General features: G+C 59.8%; 16 protein-coding genes and 1 pseudogene. 11 read left to right on the top strand and 6 right to left on the bottom strand.

Annotated elements, in window-relative coordinates:
• Window positions 1-30: 30 nt before the first annotated feature.
• Window positions 31-429 (bottom strand): hypothetical protein, encoded by a 399-nt coding sequence (locus THIDRDRAFT_RS15335; RefSeq protein ID WP_007041788.1) that lies wholly within the window; start codon window positions 427-429, stop codon window positions 31-33.
• 155 nt (window positions 430-584) lie between these two features.
• Here THIDRDRAFT_RS15335 and THIDRDRAFT_RS15330 point away from each other — a divergent pair, with 155 nt between their 5' ends.
• A complete protein-coding gene (locus THIDRDRAFT_RS15330; protein WP_007041787.1) occupies window positions 585-4,127 on the top strand; it encodes a hypothetical protein in 3,543 nt (1,180 codons plus the stop codon).
• A 407-nt stretch (window positions 4,128-4,534) separates the two neighbouring features.
• Entirely contained in the window at window positions 4,535-4,933 is a 399-nt protein-coding gene (locus tag THIDRDRAFT_RS25680; RefSeq protein ID WP_139058762.1) for a hypothetical protein, read from the top strand.
• 297 nt (window positions 4,934-5,230) lie between these two features.
• Here THIDRDRAFT_RS25680 and moaA read toward each other — a convergent pair whose 3' ends face one another.
• The gene (moaA, locus tag THIDRDRAFT_RS15325) at window positions 5,231-6,271 is read right to left on the bottom strand and encodes a GTP 3',8-cyclase MoaA (RefSeq protein WP_007041786.1); all 1,041 of its coding nucleotides are present in this window, start codon (window positions 6,269-6,271) and stop codon (window positions 5,231-5,233) included.
• Between the two features lie 64 nt (window positions 6,272-6,335).
• On the opposite strand from moaA, the gene THIDRDRAFT_RS15320 reads away from it, so the two are divergent.
• From THIDRDRAFT_RS15320 to THIDRDRAFT_RS23920, 6 genes are all read left to right on the top strand, one after another.
• Window positions 6,336-9,233 carry a molybdopterin-dependent oxidoreductase gene (locus THIDRDRAFT_RS15320; protein ID WP_216725640.1) on the top strand — a complete coding sequence of 966 codons (2,898 nt, stop codon included), beginning with the start codon at window positions 6,336-6,338 and terminating at the stop codon, window positions 9,231-9,233.
• A gap of 19 nt (window positions 9,234-9,252) precedes the next feature.
• The gene (locus THIDRDRAFT_RS15315; RefSeq protein ID WP_007041784.1) at window positions 9,253-10,239 is read left to right on the top strand and encodes a 4Fe-4S dicluster domain-containing protein; all 987 of its coding nucleotides are present in this window, start codon (window positions 9,253-9,255) and stop codon (window positions 10,237-10,239) included.
• A gap of 4 nt (window positions 10,240-10,243) precedes the next feature.
• A complete protein-coding gene (locus THIDRDRAFT_RS24740) occupies window positions 10,244-10,960 on the top strand; it encodes a molecular chaperone TorD family protein (protein ID WP_007041783.1) in 717 nt (238 codons plus the stop codon).
• Between the two features lie 33 nt (window positions 10,961-10,993).
• Window positions 10,994-11,743: an ethylbenzene dehydrogenase-related protein gene (locus tag THIDRDRAFT_RS15305; RefSeq protein ID WP_216725639.1), complete on the top strand. Its 750-nt coding sequence runs from the start codon at window positions 10,994-10,996 to the stop codon at window positions 11,741-11,743.
• 4 nt (window positions 11,744-11,747) lie between these two features.
• The gene (locus THIDRDRAFT_RS15300) at window positions 11,748-12,665 is read left to right on the top strand and encodes a P-loop NTPase (protein WP_007041781.1); all 918 of its coding nucleotides are present in this window, start codon (window positions 11,748-11,750) and stop codon (window positions 12,663-12,665) included.
• A gap of 695 nt (window positions 12,666-13,360) precedes the next feature.
• Window positions 13,361-15,262 (top strand): ATP-binding protein, encoded by a 1,902-nt coding sequence (locus THIDRDRAFT_RS23920; RefSeq protein WP_159105424.1) that lies wholly within the window; start codon window positions 13,361-13,363, stop codon window positions 15,260-15,262.
• Here THIDRDRAFT_RS23920 and THIDRDRAFT_RS15290 read toward each other — a convergent pair.
• From THIDRDRAFT_RS15290 to THIDRDRAFT_RS23910, 3 genes are read right to left on the bottom strand one after another with little or no spacing between them, the layout of a single operon-like run.
• Window positions 15,249-16,001 carry a response regulator transcription factor gene (locus THIDRDRAFT_RS15290; RefSeq protein WP_007041779.1) on the bottom strand — a complete coding sequence of 251 codons (753 nt, stop codon included), beginning with the start codon at window positions 15,999-16,001 and terminating at the stop codon, window positions 15,249-15,251. The genes THIDRDRAFT_RS23920 and THIDRDRAFT_RS15290 overlap by 14 nt on opposite strands.
• Before the next feature lie 9 nt (window positions 16,002-16,010).
• Window positions 16,011-16,208: a hypothetical protein gene (locus tag THIDRDRAFT_RS23915; protein WP_007041778.1), complete on the bottom strand. Its 198-nt coding sequence runs from the start codon at window positions 16,206-16,208 to the stop codon at window positions 16,011-16,013.
• A gap of 3 nt (window positions 16,209-16,211) precedes the next feature.
• Window positions 16,212-16,466, bottom strand: a complete 255-nt coding sequence (locus THIDRDRAFT_RS23910; RefSeq protein ID WP_050984737.1) for a hypothetical protein — start codon at window positions 16,464-16,466, stop codon at window positions 16,212-16,214.
• 462 nt (window positions 16,467-16,928) lie between these two features.
• Between THIDRDRAFT_RS23910 and THIDRDRAFT_RS24735 the strand changes: the two genes are divergently transcribed.
• From THIDRDRAFT_RS24735 to THIDRDRAFT_RS15275, 3 genes are all read left to right on the top strand, one after another.
• Window positions 16,929-17,321 carry a RidA family protein gene (locus THIDRDRAFT_RS24735; RefSeq protein WP_083827499.1) on the top strand — a complete coding sequence of 131 codons (393 nt, stop codon included), beginning with the start codon at window positions 16,929-16,931 and terminating at the stop codon, window positions 17,319-17,321.
• Between the two features lie 395 nt (window positions 17,322-17,716).
• The gene (locus tag THIDRDRAFT_RS15280) at window positions 17,717-18,604 is read left to right on the top strand and encodes an ATP-binding cassette domain-containing protein (RefSeq protein WP_007041776.1); all 888 of its coding nucleotides are present in this window, start codon (window positions 17,717-17,719) and stop codon (window positions 18,602-18,604) included.
• Window positions 18,601-21,963 (top strand): ABC-2 transporter permease, encoded by a 3,363-nt coding sequence (locus tag THIDRDRAFT_RS15275; protein ID WP_007041775.1) that lies wholly within the window; start codon window positions 18,601-18,603, stop codon window positions 21,961-21,963. The genes THIDRDRAFT_RS15280 and THIDRDRAFT_RS15275 overlap by 4 nt, the downstream gene beginning before the upstream one ends.
• 200 nt (window positions 21,964-22,163) lie before the next feature.
• On the opposite strand, the pseudogene THIDRDRAFT_RS15270 reads toward THIDRDRAFT_RS15275, so the two are convergent.
• A pseudogene (locus THIDRDRAFT_RS15270) lies at window positions 22,164-22,313 on the bottom strand (IS4 family transposase); the annotation flags it as partial.
• Between the last annotated feature and the right edge of the window lie 187 nt (window positions 22,314-22,500).

The following is a 22,500-nucleotide window of genomic DNA, read 5'->3' as shown; positions in this document are numbered from 1 at the left end:
ACTCACGGGCTCGGGTCTCACAGGTCTCCTCTACTGCTCCGCCCACATGCCGCCTATAGACTGGTGGCGTCTCTGTGAGACTGCGCTCATTCTGATCGCGGGTCCGCGAGACATCTGGAGAAGCGGAACGCCATCAGAAGCGCCCTCGCCGTCCCGATCGACTGAAACCGCCCCGCTTTGCACGAAGTACAGACGCACAGCATCGACGGCCTGCTTGCGCATCCACTCATCTTGCCCCTTCTCCGCGAGCTTACGAAGGAAGGCGCGGACACTGGTCCGCTCCAATGCCGGTTGGCCATACTTCGCGCAGAAATCCAGGTAGAAACGTAGTAGCCACTTGCGATAGTGCGGTTGCTGGTAGTCGGGGATCCCGTGCTGCGAGAAGGTCTCGTCGAACCGCGCGGACAGCTCGAGCGGAAGAGGCAGCATGGGAGATATGCGCTCTTCTGTTTATCACACCGTGGTGAGCAGGGCATACGGAAGAGGCCCTTGCGCGCGATGGGTTTTTGTGTTGATGCCGAGCGAAGGATGATAACTTACACGGGACGCAACAGTAGGCATCAGAATTCGGGCAGTGGCCAACGATGGCGAAGCAAAAGAAACTAAGTAATCCATTCTCAAACGGCGGTGGCGGCGTTCATTTCGAAGCGCATGTCCAGGCGTCATTTGTCGCGCTGATGCTTACTGGAGGGAACGCACCCTGTCTTCCCTGCTGGCCTATTGTGGAAATCAAACTTCAGGGCAAGATCGACGGCTTTGATACAGACGACCTGATTGTTGTCGTGGAAAACGTGAACAGCAAGGAACGGCGGAAGTTTCTCGGGCAGGTTAAGCATTCCATTGCCATCACGCAGGGCAGCCCCCTGTTTGGAGAGGTGATGCAGGCCGCCTGGAATGATTTCAAAAATCCCAAGGTGTTCACCAAGGATAAGGATATTATTGCACTGATAACAGGACCGCTCAGCGCGACCGATACACACAATGTACAATGGCTGCTAAACCAGGCGAGACACACCAAAAACGTTGATGAGTTCTTCAGAAACGTCCAACAGACGAATTTCAGCCCACCCAAGAGTACCGAAAAACTAGAGGTCATTCAGCACCATCTAAAGGCAGCGAACGGCAGCAACGATGTATCAAGGGATGAACTCTATGACTTCCTGAACCACTTCCATTTGCTCGGTTACGATCTTGGTAACGAATTTGGTGTTGTGCTGTCTCTACTGCATTCCCACATTTCCCAATTCCAGCAGCAGTATCCGCAGTGGGTGTGGTCACGGGTTGTCGATATTGTACAAACATGGAATCAGGATGCCGGTACGATCACGCCCGGTAAGCTGCCGGAGGACCTTCTGGATGCCTTTAAACAAAAGGCCGTGGCAGAGATGCCCGAGGAATTCAAGGCGGCACAGGAGAAACCTAAAACCGATTGGAACCAGCACCCGGACGCTACCTATTTGGCTTTGGCGATTTTGATCGGCTCTTGGCAAGATAAAAGTCAATGTGACCTTGAGGCGATAACCCAACTGCTCGGCATCAGTTATGATGAATGGTTAAAGAAGGCACGGGAAATATTACACCGTCCTGATAGCCCGCTATCTCTCAAAAACGGCACTTGGAAAGTTGTTAATCGAGCCGAGCTTTGGAGCCTGCTGGGATCGCGCATCTTTGATCAGAACCTCGATATGTTTAGGACGCTTGCTGTTTTCGTCCTGAAGGAGCCAGACCCCGCTTTTGAACTACCCGCCGAAGAGCGATACGCGGCAAGCATTCAAGGCAAGGTGCTGAAATGTTCACACGTGTTGCGAAAAGGCATTGCCGAGGGCTTGGCCATTCTGGGCAGCCTGCCTGAGTCGTGCACTAACTGCTCGCAAGGAAAAGTTGAAGCGACCTGCGTATTGGTGATACGCGAACTTCTGACCGATGCCGACTGGGTTTTGTGGGGCAGCCTGAATGGTCTGCTGCCAACCCTGGCCGAAGCCGCCCCGGGTGATTTTCTTGATGCGGTGGAGAAGGCGATGCGTCTGACGCTATGTCCTTTTGATGAGCTTTTTTCCCAGGAAGGCAATGGCATCACCGGCAGCAATTATCTAACCGGCCTGCTCTGGGCGTTGGAAGGGCTGGCCTGGGATGATCAGTATCTGGTTCGAGTCTGTGTTGCACTTGCTGAACTTGCCAGCCATGACCCCGGCGGCCAGTGGGCCAATCGACCATCCAATTCGCTTGCAACCATTTTACTGCCTTGGCTGCCGCAAACGCTGGCATCTGTTGACAAGCGCAAGGTCGCGGTGCGAACGATCCTTAATGAATGGCCGGATATTACCTGGAATCTGATCATTCAGCTTCTTCCCGGCCAGCATCAGACCTCTTCCGGATCGCACAAACCAAGCTGGCGCAAAACCATCCCCGATGATTGGGAAAAAGGCGTGACGCATCAGGAATACTGGCAGCAGGCATCTTTATACGCGGAACTTGCAGTGGCTGCTGCTGGTCAAGATACCGCGCGGCTTTCCGCATTGATTGATAATTTTGATAACCTGCCTGAACCAGCTTTTAATCAACTCCTCCAGGCTCTTTCCTCACAACCCATTTCAGTGCTCCCCGAAGAGCAACGACTTTCGATTTGGGACCATCTCACGAAGTTCACAAACGAACACCGGCGGTTTGCCGATGCGAAATGGGCATTGCCCGACGAACTGATCACCCGTATTGAACACGTTGCCGGGCAACTCGCCCCTGCCAACCCGTTCAACTTATATCAGCACCTTTTTTCAGACCGTGACTTTGATCTCTACGAAGAGAATGGCGATTGGGAGGAGCAGCAAAAGAAGCTCGACGCCCGACGCGAAACGGCCATTTCGGAAATTTTTCAGCAAGATGGTGTTGATGGTGTTATTCGATTTGCCGAATCCGTTTCTTCACCCGGTCAGTTAGGGCACGCGCTTGGTGTTATTGCCGATGACGTGTTTGAACGTACTCTTTTACCGCATTTCCTAGACTCGGCGGACAGCAAACGCAAGGCTTTGGTGAGCGGTTTTATCTGGAGACGTCACCATCGCAAAGGCTGGGAGTGGTGCGATAACCTCGATAAATCTGATTGGACACCCGAGCAAATAGGTCAACTTCTGGTTTGTTTGCCTTTTACCAAGGAAGCATGGGATCGCTCCTCTGAATGGCTTCAATCCCACGAAACTGAATATTGGACGCGCACCAGTGCGAATGCTTATCAGGCCGATGGTGATCTTTCCATTGCGATTGAAAAACTGATTGAAAATGGTAGGCCATATGCGGCAATCAACTGTCTGGACAGGATGCGCCATGCCAAGCAGCCAATCGATAGCAACCAATGTGTCCGAGTGTTGCTTGCAGCGCTTTCCTCCAGCGAGCCCAGTTACGCCATGGATGGGTACCACATCGTTGAACTGATTAAGTTTCTTCAGGCAGAACCTTCAACTAACCAAGACGATCTATTTAGGGTCGAGTGGGCATATGTTCCCTTGCTTGATCGTCATAGAGGCGCCGCGCCCCAACTCATTGAAAGCAGGCTAGCCAATGATCCCGAGTTCTTTTGCGAGCTCATCCGACTGACCTACCGTTCCAAGAAAGAAGATCAGCCATCGAGAGAACCAACCGAGGAATCAAAGGCGATCGCAACAAATGCCTGGCGGCTACTGCATGAGTGGAAGACACCGCCTGGAACACAACAAGATGGAACATTCAGCGAAGAGCGCTTTATTTATTGGCTCCAAAGGGTAAAGGAAATCTGTACGGCATCCGGCCATCTGGAAGTTGCACTCATCAATATTGGCGAAGTATTGATTCATGCCCCACCCGATCCAGACGGCTTATGGATACGCCGCGCCGTCGCTGCCGCACTGAATGACCGTGAAGCCGATGACATGCGCAACGGTTACAGTACTGGGACATACAACTCACGCGGCGTTCATTGGGTTGACCCAACCGGAAAACCGGAGAGAGAACTGGCTGAACAGTTCCGAAGTAAAGCCGAGGAAGTAGAGAACGCCGGATTTCAGCGATTTGCCGTTACCTTGAGAGGTTTGGCGGACAGCTACGACCGTGAGGCGGAACGAATAATTAACGATCACAACCATCGGGAAGATGAGTAATCCAAGATGCCTAATCGGGTAAGGGCGGATATTTAGCCCGCCCTCCCCACACCACCCAGCATGCGGGTCCGCACTAGGGGGTTCTCGAGAAGGGAGCACACGAGGACTTCAGGCATAGCCATGCGCTTTCATCCACTGATCGCGAATGCTGATCAAGCCCTGGCCTTTCAGCCAGTCATTGGTCATCCCGGTTTGCGTGCCCAGCGACCGAGACAGGTGCCAGTCGCCAGGGCTTTGACCATCCCATTACACACAAATCTGTAAGTGCTTGATGTCGCGTGACCGCCCTAAAAACGTCTATCTATATAAATCAGCGATTTAGGAACAGATCAGCGGAGATGTGTGTAACGAGATGGGCTTTGACCCGCAACGTTTTGCACCCAATAAATTTCTGATCGGATAGCCACATGAATCTTGCAACACTCAGGGTAGAAGGAACAGGCGAAGCGCTAGAAGCTATATGCGATTCGCTCAATCTTGAAATCGATAATTCATGGAAAGAAGGCGAAGAAAGAAGGCGTGGTGGCTACTATTCTACATCTGGATTTAATACTACGATTGTCGATGCCGAAAACCCTAGGAAAATGGTTGCCGCCATTCGTGCCTTCTTAGTGAAATGCAGAAAAAAGAAAATCGTCTTTTCTAATTCGAATCTCTCCACAGAACTTGCAATAGGCGTCACAGTTGGAGAAAAAGAGCAGTATGTTGCCTGTGTTGATTTGCCCCCCTCAGACTTGATGTCTCTGGCGGAGCTCGGAATTTCTCTTAGTGTGGCAGCTTATCCTGCTTCAGATGAAGATGATTAGCTGATAAAACGCATAACACATGACTCAGAGCCGACCCAATGCCACACGCCGAGCTTGACGCAAAACATCGAGGTAGAGCCAGCGCATTGGGCCTAGAAACGTCCCGAACTATTCAAAAGCGCGTATACAATCTTCGGGAACTTGACAACCAGTAAAGATCGGCTCATCAATCGTTCGCATGGAGACGCCGTGCGCTGGTTTGACAAGCGTTTTTAAGGATGGCGGATCGGTTTTGCGGCGAAACTGTTCAGCCTCATAGCTGTTTCCTGATAGACGCAGTTGGTGATCACTGCCTCATCAGCCTCCCGTCTCCATCAGGTGTCGGAATTCAATCGGCTTACTGCCCGGGCTGAGGTCGCAGGCCTCCGGCTTTATTCCCATGGCATCGCCGATTGCCGCTTTCAGTTTCTCGGCGTTACCCGGATGGGTGCGGAGCACTGTGCGCAGATCGACCGATTGCGGGGCGCCCAGGCAGGGCAATAGCCGGCCATCGGCAGTGACGCGCACACGGTTGCACGCCTTACAAAAATTGTGACTGCGCGGGGAGATGAAGCCGACACGGGTTTCCGATCCTTGAATGCGGTAATAGCGCGCCGGGCCACCTGTGGTTTCTGTTGTTGGAACCAGTGCGAGTTCGGTCGCCAGCTCCTCACGAATACGGTCGGCCGGATAGAAGGTCTCGGCCCGGTCATGTTCCCCAATCGTGCCAAACGGCATTTCTTCAATAAAGCTGAGATTGATCCCTTTGGCCATTGCAAAACGGGTCAAAGCGAGAATCTCGTCGTGGTTGCGGCCTTTGAGAATCACAGTATTCAGCTTAATCCGTTCAAAGCCGGCGGCGATGGCGGCATCAATGCCGCGCAACACCTTGGCGAGATCCCCAGTGCGGGTCAATGCGCGAAAACGCTCTGGTCTCAGGCTGTCGAGACTGATGTTGATGCGCCGTACCCCAGCTTTGCGCAGCGGATGGGCCAGGCGTTCGAGCTGGGAGCCGTTGGTTGTGAGTACGAGCTCGCTCAGGCTGGGCAGCTCGGCAATCTGGCGAATCAGCCCGAGCGCCCCAGGACGTACCAGAGGCTCGCCGCCGGTGAGACGAATCTTGTGCGCACCGAGATCTGCGAAGGCGGCGGCAACCGCGGCTAGCTCATCCAGCGACAGCAACTCCTCGCGATCTGTGAAGCCTGGCTTTGCGGGCATGCAATAGATGCAGCGGAAGTCGCAGCGGTCGCTAAGGGAGAGTCGCAGATAGGTGATGCGGCGGCCGAAACGATCCACAAGCGCAGGTGGTTGGTGGGAGCCGATTCCCGTGCGCTTGCCCGGCAAGTCAGTTGGCTTCATCAGGCCAGGTTCCGTTTTCCAAGTGTTTGTTGTGGGGGATGAGGGTAGCAGAGGCGCGCGCATCTTGTTGGCACATGACTGCTTCACATCTGAGCCGGCCGTTCTGTTTGCAATCCATTTACAACGTTTTACCGCTCATTTACAGCGCGCTGAGACGCTGTTTACAGCCGCCGTTTATAACGTATCGGGCAAGCCAGTGATGCACCGAAAAGGGGGAGGACTCCTAACAATGAAAATGCTAAACCGGCGTGAGTTCCTGCGCACGACCACACTCTCCTGCGTCGGCGTTTTTGCGGCAAACAATGCCTGGGCGTTGAACGCACTCCAGCCCGTCGCCGATCCGCTCGGCAGCGAATACCCCTACCGCGACTGGGAAGATCTGTATCGCGACGAATGGACCTGGGACCGCATCGGTTATGCGGCCCATTGCATCAATTGTCTTGGCAACTGCGCCTGGCAGGTGTTCGTCAAGGACGGCATCGTGATGCGCGAAGAGCAGCTTGCACAGTATCCGCAGATCAATCCGCGGGTTCCGGATGCTGACCCGCGCGGTTGTCAGAAGGGGGCGATCCATTCGGCCGCCATGTATGAAGGCGATCGGATTCACTACCCGATGAAGCGCGTCGGCGAGCGTGGCGAGGGTAAATGGCAACGCCTCACCTGGGACCAGGCCACCACAGAAATCGCCGATAAGGTGCTCGATATCTTCGAGCAGCACGGCCCTGGTCAGCTGATGACGCACACAGGAAGCGGCAACCTCAGTCATGTGCGCCTGGCCGCTCCTTATCGCATGGCCTCGCTATTGGGTGGCGTGCAGGCGGATATCTTTACGGACGTCGGCGATCTCAATACTGGAGCCCACCTCGCATACGGGGATCCAATGCAAAGCTTCACGTCGGACGCCTGGTTCGACGCCGACTACATTCTGTTGTCGCTGATCAATCCGAACGCGACGCGTATCCCGGACGCCCACTTTATCTGGGAGGCACGCTGGAATGGCGCACGCGTCGTTAGCATCGCGCCCGACTTCAATCCGAGCTCTGTGCACGCGGATCTGTGGATTCCCATGCGTCCCGGTGCCGACCCCTTCTTCAATATGTCGCTTGCGCAGGTGATTCTTGAAGAAAAACTCTACAAGCCGGCCTTTGTGAAAGAGCAGACCGATCTGACGCTTCTGGTGCGCGAGGATAACGGCCGCCTGTTGCGCCAGAGCGATCTGGAAAGCGATGGCAAGGAAGATGTTTTCTTCCTCTGGGATACAAAGACGAATCAAGCCGTTGCAGCGCCGGGGTCGATGGGAAGCGAAAAGCGCTCCATCGCGCTCGGTGACCTTGACCCGGCCCTGGAAGGCCTGTTTGAGGTCGCCGGCATCCAGGTGCGCCCTGGCTTTGAGCATATGCGCAACGAGGCGATGCGCTGGACCCCCGAGGTCACCCAGGAGGTCACTGGGGTGCATCCGGATATCGTCCGCCAGGAGGCACGCTATCTGGCGGCCGCCAAGAAAGCCGTTCTGCTCAACGGCTTCAATATCGGTCGTTACAGCAATGGGATGTATACCGGTTGGGCGCAGACCCTGCTGCTGGCCCTGACCGGCCACGGTGGGCCGAGCGGCGGACTGGATACATCCTGGATTGAATGGAGTCAGCCCAAGCTGCTCGAGCTTGCGCTCTTTGGCTTCAAGAAGCTCCCGCGACTCGAGGCAGGCGGGCTTGGCGAGTTCATGCGCGGGGAGATGTATCGCGAAACCATCGAGCATTATGACCCGGTCAAGTTGAAAGAACGCGTCGGATTCAACGTCGATGAGTTGCTCGAGATGATCAAGGAGAGCATCGACGAGCAGGGGATGCCCTATTACGGCAAGGTCAAGGGCATGATCCTGATTGCCGACAACAAATTTCGGCGCAACAAGGGTGCGAACCGCTACCGCGAGCGCGTTCTCGAGGAGGTCGAGGAGCTCTTCGTCGATGTCAATGTGCGCATGGATTCGACCGCCGAGTGGGCCGACTACATATTGCCGGCCGCCAGTCACTATGAGGCATGGGACCTGCGCTCGGTCGGCTTCCACCGGTTTGTCAACGTCTTTACCGCGCCGGTCGAGCCCATCGGTGAGGCCAAGCCAGATTGGGACATCATGGCCCTGTTGGCGCGCAAGATCCAGGATCGCGCGATTGCACGCGGCATTGGGTCCATTCAGGACGGCACCGTGACCCGTGATCTCGACCGCATTTACGACGATTTCACGATGGACGGAGCGCTCAAAACCCAGGAGGACGCGGCCCGCTGGCTGGTCGATAACAGTCCCGAGCTTGACGGCACGCTCGAGGAGGGTGCCAAGCGCGGCTTTTTCGTCCTCAACGCCAAGGGCGGGCCAGCGCACAGTCCATTACACGCGGACAAACCCATGCATCCGTTCGAGCGCCAGGTGGTTGACAAGGAGCCCTATCCGACGCTGTCCGGCCGCATCACCTTTTACTGCGACCACGACCGCTTCATGCGGCTTGGGGCGCGGGTCCCGACAGCACGTCACCACGCCGGAAAGGATGCCTCCAGATATCCGCTGAACTTCTACACGCCTCATACCCGATGGGGGATCCACAGCAACTGGCGCTCGAACAAGTTCATGATGCGACTGCAACGGGGCGAGCCGAACCTTTACATCAGCCCCTTGCTGGCTGAAAGCAAAGGAATCGCGGATGGCTCCAGGGTGCGGGTGTTCAATGGAATTGGTGAGTTTTTTGCGCAGGCGAAGTTCTATCCAAGCTTGCCGGCGGATTCGCTGATGATGGAGCACGGCTGGGAGCCTCACCAGTACGAGCAGCGCAAGCCGCTGAATAATGTCACTGCAACCATACTCCAGCCGCTCGAGCTAGTCGGCAATTGGGGCCACTTGAAATTTAGCCTGTGGAAGTGGAACGCAAACCAGTTGGCGCATGAGAGCAGCGTCGACATCGAGCGGGCCTGAAGCCCTGGAGCACCTTTCGATGACTAATGGATCCAAGCGCCAGCTGCGCATGGTCATAGACCTCAACAAGTGCATCGGCTGCCATACCTGTACTTCGGCCTGCAAAATGATGTGGACGAACCGCAACGGTCGCGAATACATGTACTGGAACAATGTCGAGACCCGCCCCGGCGCGGGTTACCCGCGCAACTTCCAGGAAAAAGGCGGCGGTTTTAACAAAGACGGCCAGCTCAACATCGGCCAGACGCCGCCGCTCGAGGACTATGGCATCCCCTGGGAATACAACTACGAGGAGAGCCTGATCAACGGGAGCGAAACCTCGCTGCGCCCGAATGTCTCCCCGACCTGGGGGGCCAACTGGGATGAGGACAAGGGCGAGGGGGTGTACCCGAATGCCCATTACTTTTATTTGCCAAGGCTGTGCAACCATTGCAGCAACCCCGGGTGCCTTGCTGCCTGTCCGCGCAAAGCGATCTATAAACGTCAGGAAGACGGCATCGTTCTTGTGGATCAGGAGCGCTGCCGCGGCTACCGCTACTGCGTCACTGCCTGCCCGTACAAAAAGGTCTACTTCAACGAACGGACTGGCACGTCCGAGAAGTGCCTGTTTTGCTATCCGCGCATCGAGAAAGGCTTACCGCAGGCCTGCGCCCGCCAGTGCGTCGGCCGCTTGCGCACGGTCGGCTATGCCGACGACATCGAGGGTCCGGTGTATCAGCTGGTGGATAAGTACAAGGTGGCGTTGCCGCTGCTCGCTGATCGCGGCACCCGTCCGAACGTCTTCTATGTCCCGCCGGATTCACCGCCGCGATTCAAGCCGGATGGAAGTCCGGACGCGACGCGGCGCATTCCAATCGAGTATCTGGAGGGGTTGTTCGGCCCGCGCGTTAGCGAGGTTCTGGAAACCTTGGCCGCTGAGCGCGCGCGCAAGGCGCGAGGCGAGGACTCCGAATTGATGGATCTGCTGATCGGCCAGCGCCAGAAGGCGCTCTTCAAGCTGGGGTAATGCTATGACGCAAAACCACGAACAGATTTTAGAGCGCTCACGAGCCTGGCAGTTGCTCTCCATTGCCTTCGCCCATCCGGTTCCCGAGCTGCACGGACTGCTCGCTGATCGGGGCTTTCAACAGGCCCTTGAAGAAGCATTGGCAATAGCCCACGGCGTGCGCATTGGGTTGCCCAGCCTTAGCGTCGATTTTCAGGACTTTGAAGCCCAGTACATCGCATTGTTCGACACGGGTTCCAAAGGACGCCCGCTGGCTCCACTGCGCGCGAGTGCCTACGATGTCCTCCTGGCCGGCGAGCCCGTGCCCCACCTGATGCTGAAGTACGCGCAGTTCTACAAGCACTTTGGCGTACAGGCGCGTACCGGCCAAGGAGATAACGCCTTGGCCGACCACCTGACCTGTCAGCTCGACTGTCTTGCCTGGCTCACACACCTAGAGGCCCGCGCCGGGGCACAGAGCGATGCAGAGGCCGGGTATAGACGCGCCCAGCGTGATTTCATCACCCGGCTGCTGGGCCCGCATTGTCGTGAATTCGTCCCAAGGCTGTCGGATGCCTGTGCTGAGCAGGGCTTTGATCCCGTCTTCGCCGCGCTCGGAGAAGCACTCGAGCGTCTGCAGACCCTGGAGTTGGAACGCTTCGGTTCCACCGGTAACGTCAGCGTCTCGCGACCGCCCATGGGCGTGGCGGTTGCGGGACCCACGCGAAATCTCTGGAGATAGCCAATGGACAAGCGATTGCGAACGGCCAGTATCTTGGTTCTGGCGATGGGATTGTTGTCACCGATCACAGCGAGCCTCGCCGATCCGAATGCGCTCTCGGTCAAGCCTGGGGATACCATTCCATTAACGGTGTTTCCTCCGCATGTCTTTTTGCGGGTCGCCAATGATCCGCTTGAGATCCTCTGGGAGCGGGTGCCCGAGTATGAGGTGCAAGTGGTGCCGGTGCCCGTGGTGCACCGCTCGGTCGAGCTGCGCAAGGCCAACTCGGGCGAGCCGATGCCGCTCTTTTTCAGCGTCGCCAGCGACGGTGAACGCCTCTATGTCAAGCTGCGGTGGCATGATGCGACACCAGATCGCAAGACGGGCATGGATCAGTCGCGCGATGGCGTTGCCGTGCAGTTTACCGTCAACGCGGATCAACAGACCTCGCATACCATGGGCGCCCCCGGGAGACCCGTCAACATCTGGTATTGGCGTTCGGATAGCGAGAGCGCTGAGAACCTGGCAGCAGGTGGCTTTGGCTCGGCGACGCATTTGCCGGAACAGCCTGTCAGCGCGCGCAGCCATTATGCCAAGGCCGCTGCGGCCGAAGATAACCAATGGACAGTCATCTTGTCGCGACCGCTCGCGACCGATGGCGAATATGACGCACAGTTCGAGCCCGGCATGGTGCGTTCGATGGCCTTTGCGGTTTGGCAAGGTGCTTTGGATCAGCGCGATGGCCTCAAACGCACCACCCCTGGCTGGATCAAGGTTGATCTGAGCCCGCTCAAGGCGGGTTAGACCGATGCCAGCGCCAAACGTCACTCTGCACCCGCCCGCTCAGGATCTGGAACCTTGCACAAGGGGACATGCCTGCAGCTTCTGCCCGGACGAGCCCGAATGTCAGCGCGACAAGCCGGGCCATGATCGTGAGCTCATTGCTTCACGACTGGCTGTGATCGATCGGATCGTGCTTGTCCTTGGCAACAAGGGCGGCGTTGGCAAGAGCACCGTCGCGGCCAATCTTGCCGCAGCGCTTGCTCAGGAAGGTCATCGTGTTGGGTTGGGCGACGCCGACATTCACGGTCCGAATGCCGGGGTCTTTTTCGGTTGTCAGTCCGCGCGGGTCAAGGTCGGACACGCCGGCATTCGGCCTGTCGAGTTTCGCTCCCCGGACGGTGCCGCCACCTTAACCTTGGGATCCTTGGCCATGCTGCTGCCGGAGCCGGATTCCCCGGTCGTCTGGCGCGATGCCTACAAATTCGACTTTATCCACCATCTGGTGGGTTCCTTCGACTGGGGGCCGCTCGACTATTGGATTCTGGATATGCCGCCCGGCACCGGTAACGAACTGATCACCATGTGCGATCTGATCGAGGACACCGAAGCAACGGCACTGCTGGTCACAACGACGCAGGCGGTTGCCCTGCATGACAGCCTCAAGGCCGCCCGATTCTGCCGCGAGCGAGGTTTGCCCATGCTGGGCTGGGTAGCAAACATGGCCGGTCTGGTGTGTCCGCATTGTGCCGGTGAGATCGAGCTGTTCCCGCGCTCGGAGATGAGCGAGCAGCTCACCGCGGCGGGCTTGGAGCGGCTTGCAGAGGTACCTGTCTCGCTGCGGCTCGCATCAGCCTCTGACGCCGGACAATCGGTGGTCTTTAGCGCCCCAGACAGCCTGGAGGCATGCATCTTTAAAGATTTGGCACAGCGGCTCGCGCGTTGATTGATAGGGGTTGCCGCGCCCCGCTAAGGCGATTGCCGGAAATGTTGATACCAGATGGCGCCGGATTGAGGCTCGCCTTCAAGGAGCACCACCCGGAGCATAGCCGGGCTATGTGACGGGTGGTGCGACACCGAAGGCGGGCGTCAAGACAAGCCAGATGGTATGAACATTGACAGAAATAGCCTAAGCTGGCGTAGCCTCAAACTGATCGGCTGCGATGACTGAGATCCCCTGCGATGACTGACGCCTTGCAGTTGCTCACTGCGCATATCCGTGAGAACGAAGACAGCCTGGTCGATCAGGTCATTCACGCGGCGAGCGACACAGGTTACTTCCAATATACGCCCGCGTTGACGCGCGCCTGGCGGGAGTCCGTCCTGGGGCTCAACACCGACCTCTGTGCCGCACTGTCGGCCTGGGCGGATCTGCCGCCCATCATCGCTGAAGCCGATTATCAAACGGAGCCGTATTGTCAATTCGCGCTCGAGACCGGGCGGCGGCATCGCGCTCGTGGCGTCACGCTGGGTCTCTTTTTAGGTCTCATCAAGCATTTTCGCGCCTGCTATCTGGATCTGGTGCGCGAATGCCCACTGCCGGAGCATGAGCACACCCGCGCGCAGCGTTTTGTCGAGCGCTTCTTCGATCGGGCCGAGCTTGCCGTCTGCGCCGACTGGGATCGCCCGGACAAAGACGAGGTGATCGCGGACCTAACGGCTAAGAACCGGCTTCTGGCGAATGAAAAAGACAAGTATCTGACGCTCTTTGAAAGCATTCGCGATCCGGCATTCGTGCTCGACGTGGCGGGCAAGGTGGAGAACCTGAATGCCGCAGCCTGGCGGCTGCTGGGAATCGAGACCGATTCAGGCGAGGCCTACTATTGTCCGCAAGGCGAGCTTCCCGAACGCAAACGCATCGACGCATTCTTCAGTGGTCAGGGGCTCGAAGACGATACGACCATTACCTTGGAGACCGCACAGGGGCGACGTAGCTTCGAGGTTCACCGCAGAGCTGTTCTCGAAACCGGCAGCAAGTACTCGGGCTCGTTGTTGGTGTTGAGCGACGTGACCGCCCACTTGCGCGCCTTGGCCGAAACCGAGCAAGCGAATCGGGCCAAATCCGCATTCCTCGCCACGGTCAGTCATGAAATCCGCACGCCTCTGAACGGGATTCTTGGTGCGGTTCGGCTGTTGGGGCGGGATCAGCTCACGCAGGAACAGCAGTCCTATGTCACCGCCATTGCACGCTCTGGGGAGCGGCTCCAGACCCTGATCGACAATGTGCTCGACTACTCGCGCATCGAGGCCGGCAAGCTTGCGCTTGATGCGGGTCCATTCAATCTGCGCGAGATTCTGGACAATGTGATGGCCATCATGTCCCCCCGCGCCAAAGAACTCGGGCTTGGACTGGTCCTCGATGCCCCTGATGTATCCACCGCAATCGTGCGCGGCGATTCCTGCAAGCTGCAACAAGTGCTGCTGAATTTGGTCGGTAATGCACTCAAATTTGGCGATCAGGGCGACGTCAGGCTTGGGCTGCGCCGTCTTGAAGGCACTGTCGTGCGTTTTGAAGTTGAGGATTGCGGGCCTGGAATTGCAGCCGAAGAGCGCGAGCGACTTTTTCTGCCCTTTACGCAGTTGCACCGGGCTTCCCCGGCCCGCGATCGCGCGCGCGGCAGCGGTAGTGGCCTCGGCCTGGCCATTTGCCAGCATTTGACGAGGATCATGGGCGGGCGCATCGGGGTGGATCCTGCTCGATCGCGCGGGAGCATTTTTTGGCTCGAGATTGCCTTACCGCCAGCGGGGGAGCCCGCTGCACCGGCCTGTCCTGTAGTGGATGTACCGCAGCCCTCGCGGCCACTTTCGCTACTGCTCGTTGAAGACGATGAGGTCAACCAACTCGTCGCCTGTGGCTTGCTTGAGTGTGCCGGTCACAGCGTCACAATCGCCGGGAATGGCGCAGACGCCATTGATGCGCTGAAGACGCAATCGCAGCCGGGTTTCGATGTGGTCGTACTCGACATCCGTCTGCCAGACATGGACGGTTTTGAAGTGGCCGCTCGGATCCGGGAGCTCACAGATTGGCGAATGCCGATCGTCGCCGTTACCGCTCATGTTGCCCGCAGCGAGATCAAGCGCCGCGATACGATCGACGCGCTGCTCATCAAGCCCTTTGACCCGCAGGAGTTGCAACGCACGCTCGCGAACCTGACGAATCCAGGTGCGCGGGTTCGTTTCCTGGATCGATCGGTGATCTGCGAGCATCTGGAGCAGCTGGGTGTTGCGCGTACCGAGAGAATCGTCTCCGCCTTCGAGCGGGTTTGCTCGGTCTCACTGGCCGAATTGGACGATGGACCTGAGCCGCAGCCGGCGACCATTGCCGCTGTGGCCCATCGCTTGCGCGGTGCTGCCAATGGACTCGGATTGCGCCATCTGGCACGACAAGCCGCGAAGGTTGAATTGGCCGCGACTCAGTTCGCTTCTGCGGATCTTCTTGGTTTGCTGGGCGACCTCAAGGGCAGCGCGCTGAGATCGCAGCGGGTATTGGAGTCTGCCTGGCGGGCGATGGTATTACCGAGAGCAAGCGCTAACGATTCTTGACCTTGGCTTTGAAGAGGTACCCTAAGCCCTGAATGGTCATGATCAGTTTCGGTGCGCGCGGATTCTCCCCGAGCTTGCGCCGCAGCCTGCTGATTAGAACGTCCACAGTGCGATCGCTGGGTTGCCAGTCGCGGTTGCTGAGGTGGTCGAGCAGGGCATCGCGGCTCAGGGCGCGCCCTGGCTTGGCTGTGAGCACTTCGAGCAGGTTGAACTCGCCACACGTGAGCGCGACGCCTTGCCCATCAGCTGCCAGCAGACATCGCTGATGGAGATCCAAAGACCAATCACCAAAGTTGCGGTGCCTTGGTTGATCCTGCCCTGAATCTGCCCCTGAATCTGCGCTGACCCGGGTGCGGCGCAGCAGGTTGCGCGCCCGCACAAGAAGCTCCCGGGCATTAAAGGGCTTCACGACATAGTCGTCCGCCCCAAACTCTAACCCCAGTATCCTATCCACGTCATGATCGCGACTGCTCACGAAAATGATCGGCATCTGCGAATGCTGGCGAATCTCGCGGATTAGACTGAACCCATCCTCCCCAGGCAAACCGACATCCAACAGCATTAAATCAATGCGCTTTCGGGCCATTGTTGCGCGTGCTTCCTCTGCATCGCCAGCCTCGTCGACTGCGTAGCCATCCTGCGCGAAGTAGCCCGAAAGGGTGGCGCAGGTGACCGGATCATCATCAACAATCAATATGTTATCGGCCAGGAGATTCGGCTGAGTTTCGACAGGTTGCATCTTAGTACCTCATTTCAGCTTCACTTGCGGATACAGGTGCTTGGGTTTCACGCGCGCTTTTTCATTTGTGAATTGCCAGTCGACCCCGATTTGCGCCTCATTTCGTTGTTGTGCCCAGGCGGCGGTTTCGCGGCGAAGGGTTTCGACCTCGCTGATGCGCCGGTTGAGACACGGCTTGGTCATCACGCCGAGCTCGATTTCGGCCATGCCTCACCAGCTCCCATGCTTCGGGTTATAGTGAATTTCCAGCCGATCAATCAACCGCCGCGCTTGCTCGGGTGGAAAGGCTTTGTACAGAGAGGCAGGCGTATTGGGGTTATCCCCGACGAGGACGACCTTTTCGGCATAGCGATAGTCCACGTCGAGCCATATCTTGATTTTCTCCGCCAGGTCGATGGCGGTTTTGGTTTCACGCACGCTGACTTTGTGCCATTGCCCCAGCGGCTCGGTGATCATGAAGTTCACCGCCGTGCCGATACGCTCCTCATACTCATATCGTAGCGTTCAGGCTGCCCCGGTACCAAACGTGTTTAAAAAGGGGCTGAAAGCCGCACAATGGGTAGGAATTAACCAGATATTAGGTTTCTCGAATATTAGAAACGCTTGATGCAATTGCCCTGCTTGGCAGCCGTACATGTTTGAGCGAGCGTAACAGACTCTGTAGATTAAGATCGGCACGGCCGTTCGTAGGCTTGCAGATTTGCTCCAGGCTTCCTTCTGACCTCGCCTCGCGGCTCGGCCCTTGCCCTTCGCTAGTCGTTTTCGCCTGATCAGAGACCAGACGGTGATCCTCCTACAGGGGACCTTCACACCATCAGTTCATGCCCATGCTGGGCGTACCACCGGGCGCTTGTTCGGACGCAAACTACGCTACGCTTCGTTTGCGCCGCACAGCTTCAGCTGTTATGCATCAGATGCGGAGTTAATGTGAATCCGACAACAAGAGTTTGTAGTGGATCTGACTTCGAAGAGAAGATTGGATATTCCAGAGCAGTAGATGATGGTAGGTACGTATTCGTTTCTGGCACGACAGGTTACGATTACAAATCCATGCACATCGCTGTAAGCGCTATCGAACAAGCAGAACAGTGCTTCAACAACATCCGTGTCGCTCTTGAAGAATGCGGAAGCAGTTTAGAACGCGTCGTAAGGGTCCGCTATATTTTCCCAAGGCGAGAAGATTTTGAGCCCTGCTGGCCGGTATTTAGAAAATACCTTGGTGCGGCGAAGCCTGCGGCCACCCTAATAATTGCTAGCCTGCTGGATGAAAAAATGAAGTTAGAAATCGAAGTAACTGCTTTGAGCGCCAACAATCCATAACAATTTGCTCAGCGCCGACCCAATACCGCGCGCTGAGCTTGGCTCATAACATCAAGGTGGAGCCAGTGCGGTATTGGACCGAGAAGCGCCCCTAACTATTCAAAAAGCGCGTACAGAATCTTCAGGGACTTCAAAGCCATACGATCCGGACAGATGAGACCACCCCGCCCCGCTCCATCCTGCAGGACGCCGTAGAAGGGAACTCGGCGTATCGGCGTCACCCCCAAGCCCCCCGCCAGAGATCTTCCCGTTCGGAACAAGATTCTTCCTGTTTCGAGTAGGCCGGCCTACGCCCGCAAAGCGAATATGTCTCATATACATTCTCGCTACCAAGGCTCGCGGTGCCGGCCCCCTCCCCCAGCACTCGACCGACTCACGACCGAACGGAACCCAACATGTCTCCGACCGAAGGACTCTCCATTCGCGGTCTCGCCAAGACCTATCCCAACGGCATCGCGGCCCTGCGCGGCATCGATCTCGAGGTGGCGCCCGGACTCTACGGGCTGCTCGGCCCGAACGGTGCCGGCAAGAGCACCCTGATGCGCACCCTGGCGACGCTGCAGACGCCCGATCGCGGCGAGATCCGTCTCGACGGGATCGACCTGCTCGCCGAACCCGACCGGGTGCGCGGCCGTCTCGGCTATCTGCCGCAGCAGATCGGGGCCTATCCGGGCGTCACCGGACGCGAGCTGCTGACCCGTTTCGCCTGGCTCAAGGGCCGTACCGAACGCCGCGAGCGGCGCGCCGAGATCGCGACCCTGCTCGAACGGGTCAACCTCGCCGAGGCCGCCGACCGGGCGGTCGCGACCTATTCGGGTGGCATGCTGCGCCGTTTCGGCATCGCCCTGGCCCTGATCGGAGCGCCCCGGCTGCTGATCGTCGACGAGCCGACCGCCGGGCTCGACCCGGCCGAGCGCAACCGCTTCCATCGCGTGCTGGCGGACGTGGCCGCCGAGGCGGTGGTGCTGCTCTCGACCCATATCGTCGAGGACGTCGAGAACCTATGCTCGCGGGTCGCCATCCTCGCCGAGGGGCGCATCGTCGCCGAGGGCACGCCCGCCGAGCTCACCGGACGGCTCGCGGACCGGCTCTGGTCGCGGGTCGTACCGCGCGGCGAGACGCCGCCCCCGGCCGTTCATCTCTCGGCCGTGCCGGGCGGCACCCTGGCCATCCTCGAATCGGACCGGGCGCCGGATGACCGCTTCGACGCCCATCGGCCGCGGCTGGAGGACGCCTACCATGTGGCACTCGCCGGAGCCGGCGTCCTGGAGGCCGCGGCATGAGCACCTTCTGGCACGAGGCGCTCGACGAGCTGCGCGCCGGGCTGCGCAGCGGGGTCGTCGCGCTCATCTTTCTGGTGCTAGTCGGCTACCTGCTGATGGTGCTCGCCAATTCGGGCTATCTGCGCGACATGGGCGCGGTCGACATCCCGCGCAACGCGCCGAGCCTGGTCTATCTCATGACCTCGGGCGACGCCTTCTTCCTCTTCTTCGCTTGGGCCTGGGTCTTCGCCCAGCCGATCCTGCGCGACCGCTCGGCGCGTCTGAACGAGCTGGTGCTGGCCGCGCCCATGCCGCTGTCCGGCTGGCTGACGGCCCGTTTCATCGGGGCACTCGGGGTCGCGTTGCTGGTCGGCAGCTCGCAGATCGTCGGTTTTCTGGCCGCGCCCCTGCTGGAATGGATGGGCGCCGTGCCGCCCGGCTCGGTCGCGCCCGCGCCCTGGGCGGCGTTCGCCTGGGCCTGGCTGGTCTTCACCCTGCCCCTGGCGCTCGGCGCCGGTGCCCTCTACTACCTGGCGGCGATCCGCACCCGCGGGCTGGCCGGCCCCTTCGCCGTCGCCGCCGCGCTCATGACCTTCTGGATGGTCTCCATGATCGTGCTCAAGGGCGCGGACGCCAGTCCCTTCCTCGCCACGCTGCTCGATCCCTCCGGCTTCGCCGAGGCCGAGCATCAGGTCGAGCACTGGACGCCCCTTGAGAAATCCACGGCCCTGCTGGCGCCGACCCCAGCGCTGATCCTCAGCCGCCTGCTCTGGTGCCTGGTGCCGCTCGCCCTGCTCTGGATCGGGATCCGACGCGCGACGCGGGAGTCGCTGATCCTGGAGCAGGCACCACGAAAGGCCACCGCGAGGACGGACCGTGCGACGCGGACCGGATCGGCGCCCATGTCCCTGCCCGGTCCAGTGACCGGACCCTCCTGGTGGCGCGCCTTGATCGCCGAATCGCTCTGGCAGCTCGGGCAACTACTGAGGCGGCGCGCCCTCTGGGGCGCACTGGCCTTCCTGACCCTGCTCGCCGTGGTCGGCGCCTTCTTCCATGTCGTCCAGCACGCCGACGGTCCCTTGGTGCCGCGTCCCGAGCTGGTCGCACCGCTGCTGACGGAGCTCTTCTTTCTCATCATCGCCTTCGTCGTCGCCGGACTGGTCGGCACCACGATGCGGCGCGACGACCAGATCGGTCTCGGCGAGATGCTGGACGCCGCGCCGGCCCCGGAGGGCGTGCGTCTGGTCGGACGGCTCGTCGCGGTTGGGGCTCTGACCCTGATCCTGGCGCTGGTTCCGGGTGCCGGCACCCTGATTACGGCTGTGCTGACGGATCCGGGCAATCTGGATCTCGCCCTGCCCCTGGGCCACCAGGTCCTGGTCCTGTTCCCCGCCCTGCTTGAGCTCGCCGCCGTCACCGTCCTGCTGCACGCGGCGATCCGACGTCCCGGTCTGGCCTATGCCGCCTCGGTGCTCGCGGCCTTCGTGATGGTGGTCAACTTCGAGTCCGAGCTCGTGTCCTATCCGCCCCTGCAGATCGGCATCCCGGTCGGCATCGCACTCTCCGGGCTCACCGGATTCGCCCCCTGGATGGAGCAGATTCTGGTATCGGGCGGCTTCAAGCTGGCGCTCGTCATCCTGCTGCTGGCTCTGGCCGCGAGCCTATCCCCGCGCGGAACCGACACGGGCGGGGCCGACCGCTGGCGCGCCTTCCGCACCCGTCTCGCCGGACCGGCCGGCCAGGTGGCGGGCGTGGCGCTGATCGCCCTGACCGGACTCGCCCTGCTGCTCCATCAGCGCTACCGGGTCGAGGGCAGCTACGAGACGCTCGCCCAGACCCAGGCCAAGGACGCCCGCTGGGAGGCGCATTGGCTGTCCTCGGCAGCGCCCTTCTCGGTCGCGGGAGGCGCGGTCAATCTGACGCTCGATCCGGACGCGCGCATGCTGCGGGGCCAGTGGACGCTCGATGGCGTGCGGACCGACGAGGGCATCCTGCATGCCGAGCTGCCGGACGGATTCCAGTTGGAGAACGCCACGGTCGAGGGACAGCCGGCGGCGACCATCGTCGAGGAGGATCATCTCGCCGTGCGTCTCCCCCACTGCGGTCCGTCCGGATGCCGTGTCGCACTGCATTGGTCGCAAGCGGTGCGCGGCTGGAACGACGAGGATCGTCCCGGCTGGCTGCTGCCCAATGGCTTCTGGCTGCACGCCGCCGAGGTGCTGCCCAGGCTCGGACTGGATCCGGACCGGGTGCTGCGTGTCCCCGCCGAACGGGCTGCGCTCGGGCTCTGGCCCGATGCCGAGCTGCCCGAGTATCGCGCCACCCTGTCGAGCGGGGCCGCGGCGCCGGCCGGCGACTGGCGCTGGAGCCTTCGGATCGCGGGCCGGAAGGATGTCGCCGAACAGGGAGGGACGCTCGACGGACCGCTGGATTTCGCCGCCGTCTGGGCACCCGAGGCAGGGCGCACCGAGCTGAACGGCGTCGTCTATACCCAGGATCCGAGCCGAGCCGACACGACCGTCACCATCGCCGAGGACCTGACCGAGATGCGCACCTGCGTCGCACGACGCCTCGGCGCCGCGCCCGAGGTGCGGCGGGTGATGCAATGGCCACGCGGGCTCGGGGACTCGAGCCTCGCGGGCGACAGTCTGATCCTCGCCGAGGATCCGCACTGGGACGTCGCCGACCAAGGCGTCGGACGCTGGAAGCGCCGCGCCGCCATCGCAACCGCGCTGGCTCAACGGCAGATACGCGATGCCGCCGATCTGCGCCAGGGACCAGGATCGCTCTGGCTCGCCGCTGGCGTGCCGGGCGCGATCGGCTTGCTCTGCGTCGCTGAAACCGACGGTATCGATGCCCTCGCGGCGTTGATCGCACGCGGAGCCGACGCGACCACTCAGGCGCTCGCGGGCAGCACAGTCCCGGTCGGCGCGCTGCGAATGGCCACCTCGGACGGCTGGGCGCGCGACTATGGCCCGCTCGCCGCGCTCGACTGGACCGCCCGCCAGGCGCCAGACCAGTTTGCAACGCTCCTGACCGAGATTCGCCGGGGAGACGATCTCGACACCGCACTCGCCGCTGTCGTCGGCGAAACCTCCAGCGCACGCATCCTGGGCACGCCGAACACCTCGGACGTGCAGACCGCGACCCAGCCGCCCACCGGCAAGCGCTGGCAGTGGTTCGAGGGTGGATGGCTGGCGAGCCGCTCGGCCGCCGAGGCATGGCGCTATCGGGTGGAGCAAACTCGATTGAACCTGGAGCCGAGCGACGATCCGTCACCGCACCTTGCGGAACCAGACGCGGCTACGTTCCTATACCTCGATGCCTGGCCGGGATACGAACGGGCGCCAGCGGACAATCTGGTGCATGTGGCTGACTGAGGAGGAACCGCAAGCGCCCGGTCAGGCGCATGCCGACAGCAATTCGGGCAGGCCACCTCAGCGGTGAGGAGACCCCGGTCGTCATCAAACTCGACGGCCTGCCGCTATCGGCAAGCAGTTCGACCATGAGCCTGCTCGACTAGACCGCGTCGCGGTCCTCAAGGGTACCCAGTGCACCCTTGAGGGCTCAACGCATAGCTTTACCCATAACTCGCCCCTGCGGAACGCTGAGCCTCAAGAGCGAGCACGAAATCAGCCGCGCGTTGCAGCCCGATCCACAGGGATTGCGGTCCCGGGAAGCCATCACTTTTTCGGTTGAGGAAGCCACCGAGGGTGGCCACCATGCGGACCATGGCATCGAGGAGTTATTGTGATTTCTGGTGTACAGGAGCCCGAGGAGGGATGGCGTATCCTGTCGACTGGTCACGACCAAGATCACAGACGACAGAGGTGGATACGCCATGACCGAGTCTACGCTTGAAGTTCTTTCACAACCAGAAATCGAGGGGCACGACCCGCTGCATGCGTTGCTCAGGA

The sequence above is a fragment of the Thiorhodococcus drewsii AZ1 genome (assembly GCF_000224065.1).
Taxonomy (GTDB): Bacteria; Pseudomonadota; Gammaproteobacteria; order Chromatiales; family Chromatiaceae; genus Imhoffiella; species Imhoffiella drewsii.
This window is presented reverse-complemented; position numbering and strand designations above follow the sequence as displayed.

Coding starts and splice junctions, on each gene's coding strand:
- THIDRDRAFT_RS15335 (WP_007041788.1), bottom strand. CDS start 429: ATGCTGCCTCTTCCGCTCGAGCTGTCCGCGCGGTTCGACGAGACCTTC.
- THIDRDRAFT_RS15330 (WP_007041787.1), top strand. CDS start 585: ATGGCGAAGCAAAAGAAACTAAGTAATCCATTCTCAAACGGCGGTGGC.
- THIDRDRAFT_RS25680 (WP_139058762.1), top strand. CDS start 4,535: ATGAATCTTGCAACACTCAGGGTAGAAGGAACAGGCGAAGCGCTAGAA.
- moaA (WP_007041786.1), bottom strand. CDS start 6,271: ATGAAGCCAACTGACTTGCCGGGCAAGCGCACGGGAATCGGCTCCCAC.
- THIDRDRAFT_RS15315 (WP_007041784.1), top strand. CDS start 9,253: ATGACTAATGGATCCAAGCGCCAGCTGCGCATGGTCATAGACCTCAAC.
- THIDRDRAFT_RS24740 (WP_007041783.1), top strand. CDS start 10,244: ATGACGCAAAACCACGAACAGATTTTAGAGCGCTCACGAGCCTGGCAG.
- THIDRDRAFT_RS15300 (WP_007041781.1), top strand. CDS start 11,748: ATGCCAGCGCCAAACGTCACTCTGCACCCGCCCGCTCAGGATCTGGAA.
- THIDRDRAFT_RS15290 (WP_007041779.1), bottom strand. CDS start 16,001: ATGCAACCTGTCGAAACTCAGCCGAATCTCCTGGCCGATAACATATTG.
- THIDRDRAFT_RS23915 (WP_007041778.1), bottom strand. CDS start 16,208: ATGGCCGAAATCGAGCTCGGCGTGATGACCAAGCCGTGTCTCAACCGG.
- THIDRDRAFT_RS15280 (WP_007041776.1), top strand. CDS start 17,717: ATGTCTCCGACCGAAGGACTCTCCATTCGCGGTCTCGCCAAGACCTAT.
- THIDRDRAFT_RS15275 (WP_007041775.1), top strand. CDS start 18,601: ATGAGCACCTTCTGGCACGAGGCGCTCGACGAGCTGCGCGCCGGGCTG.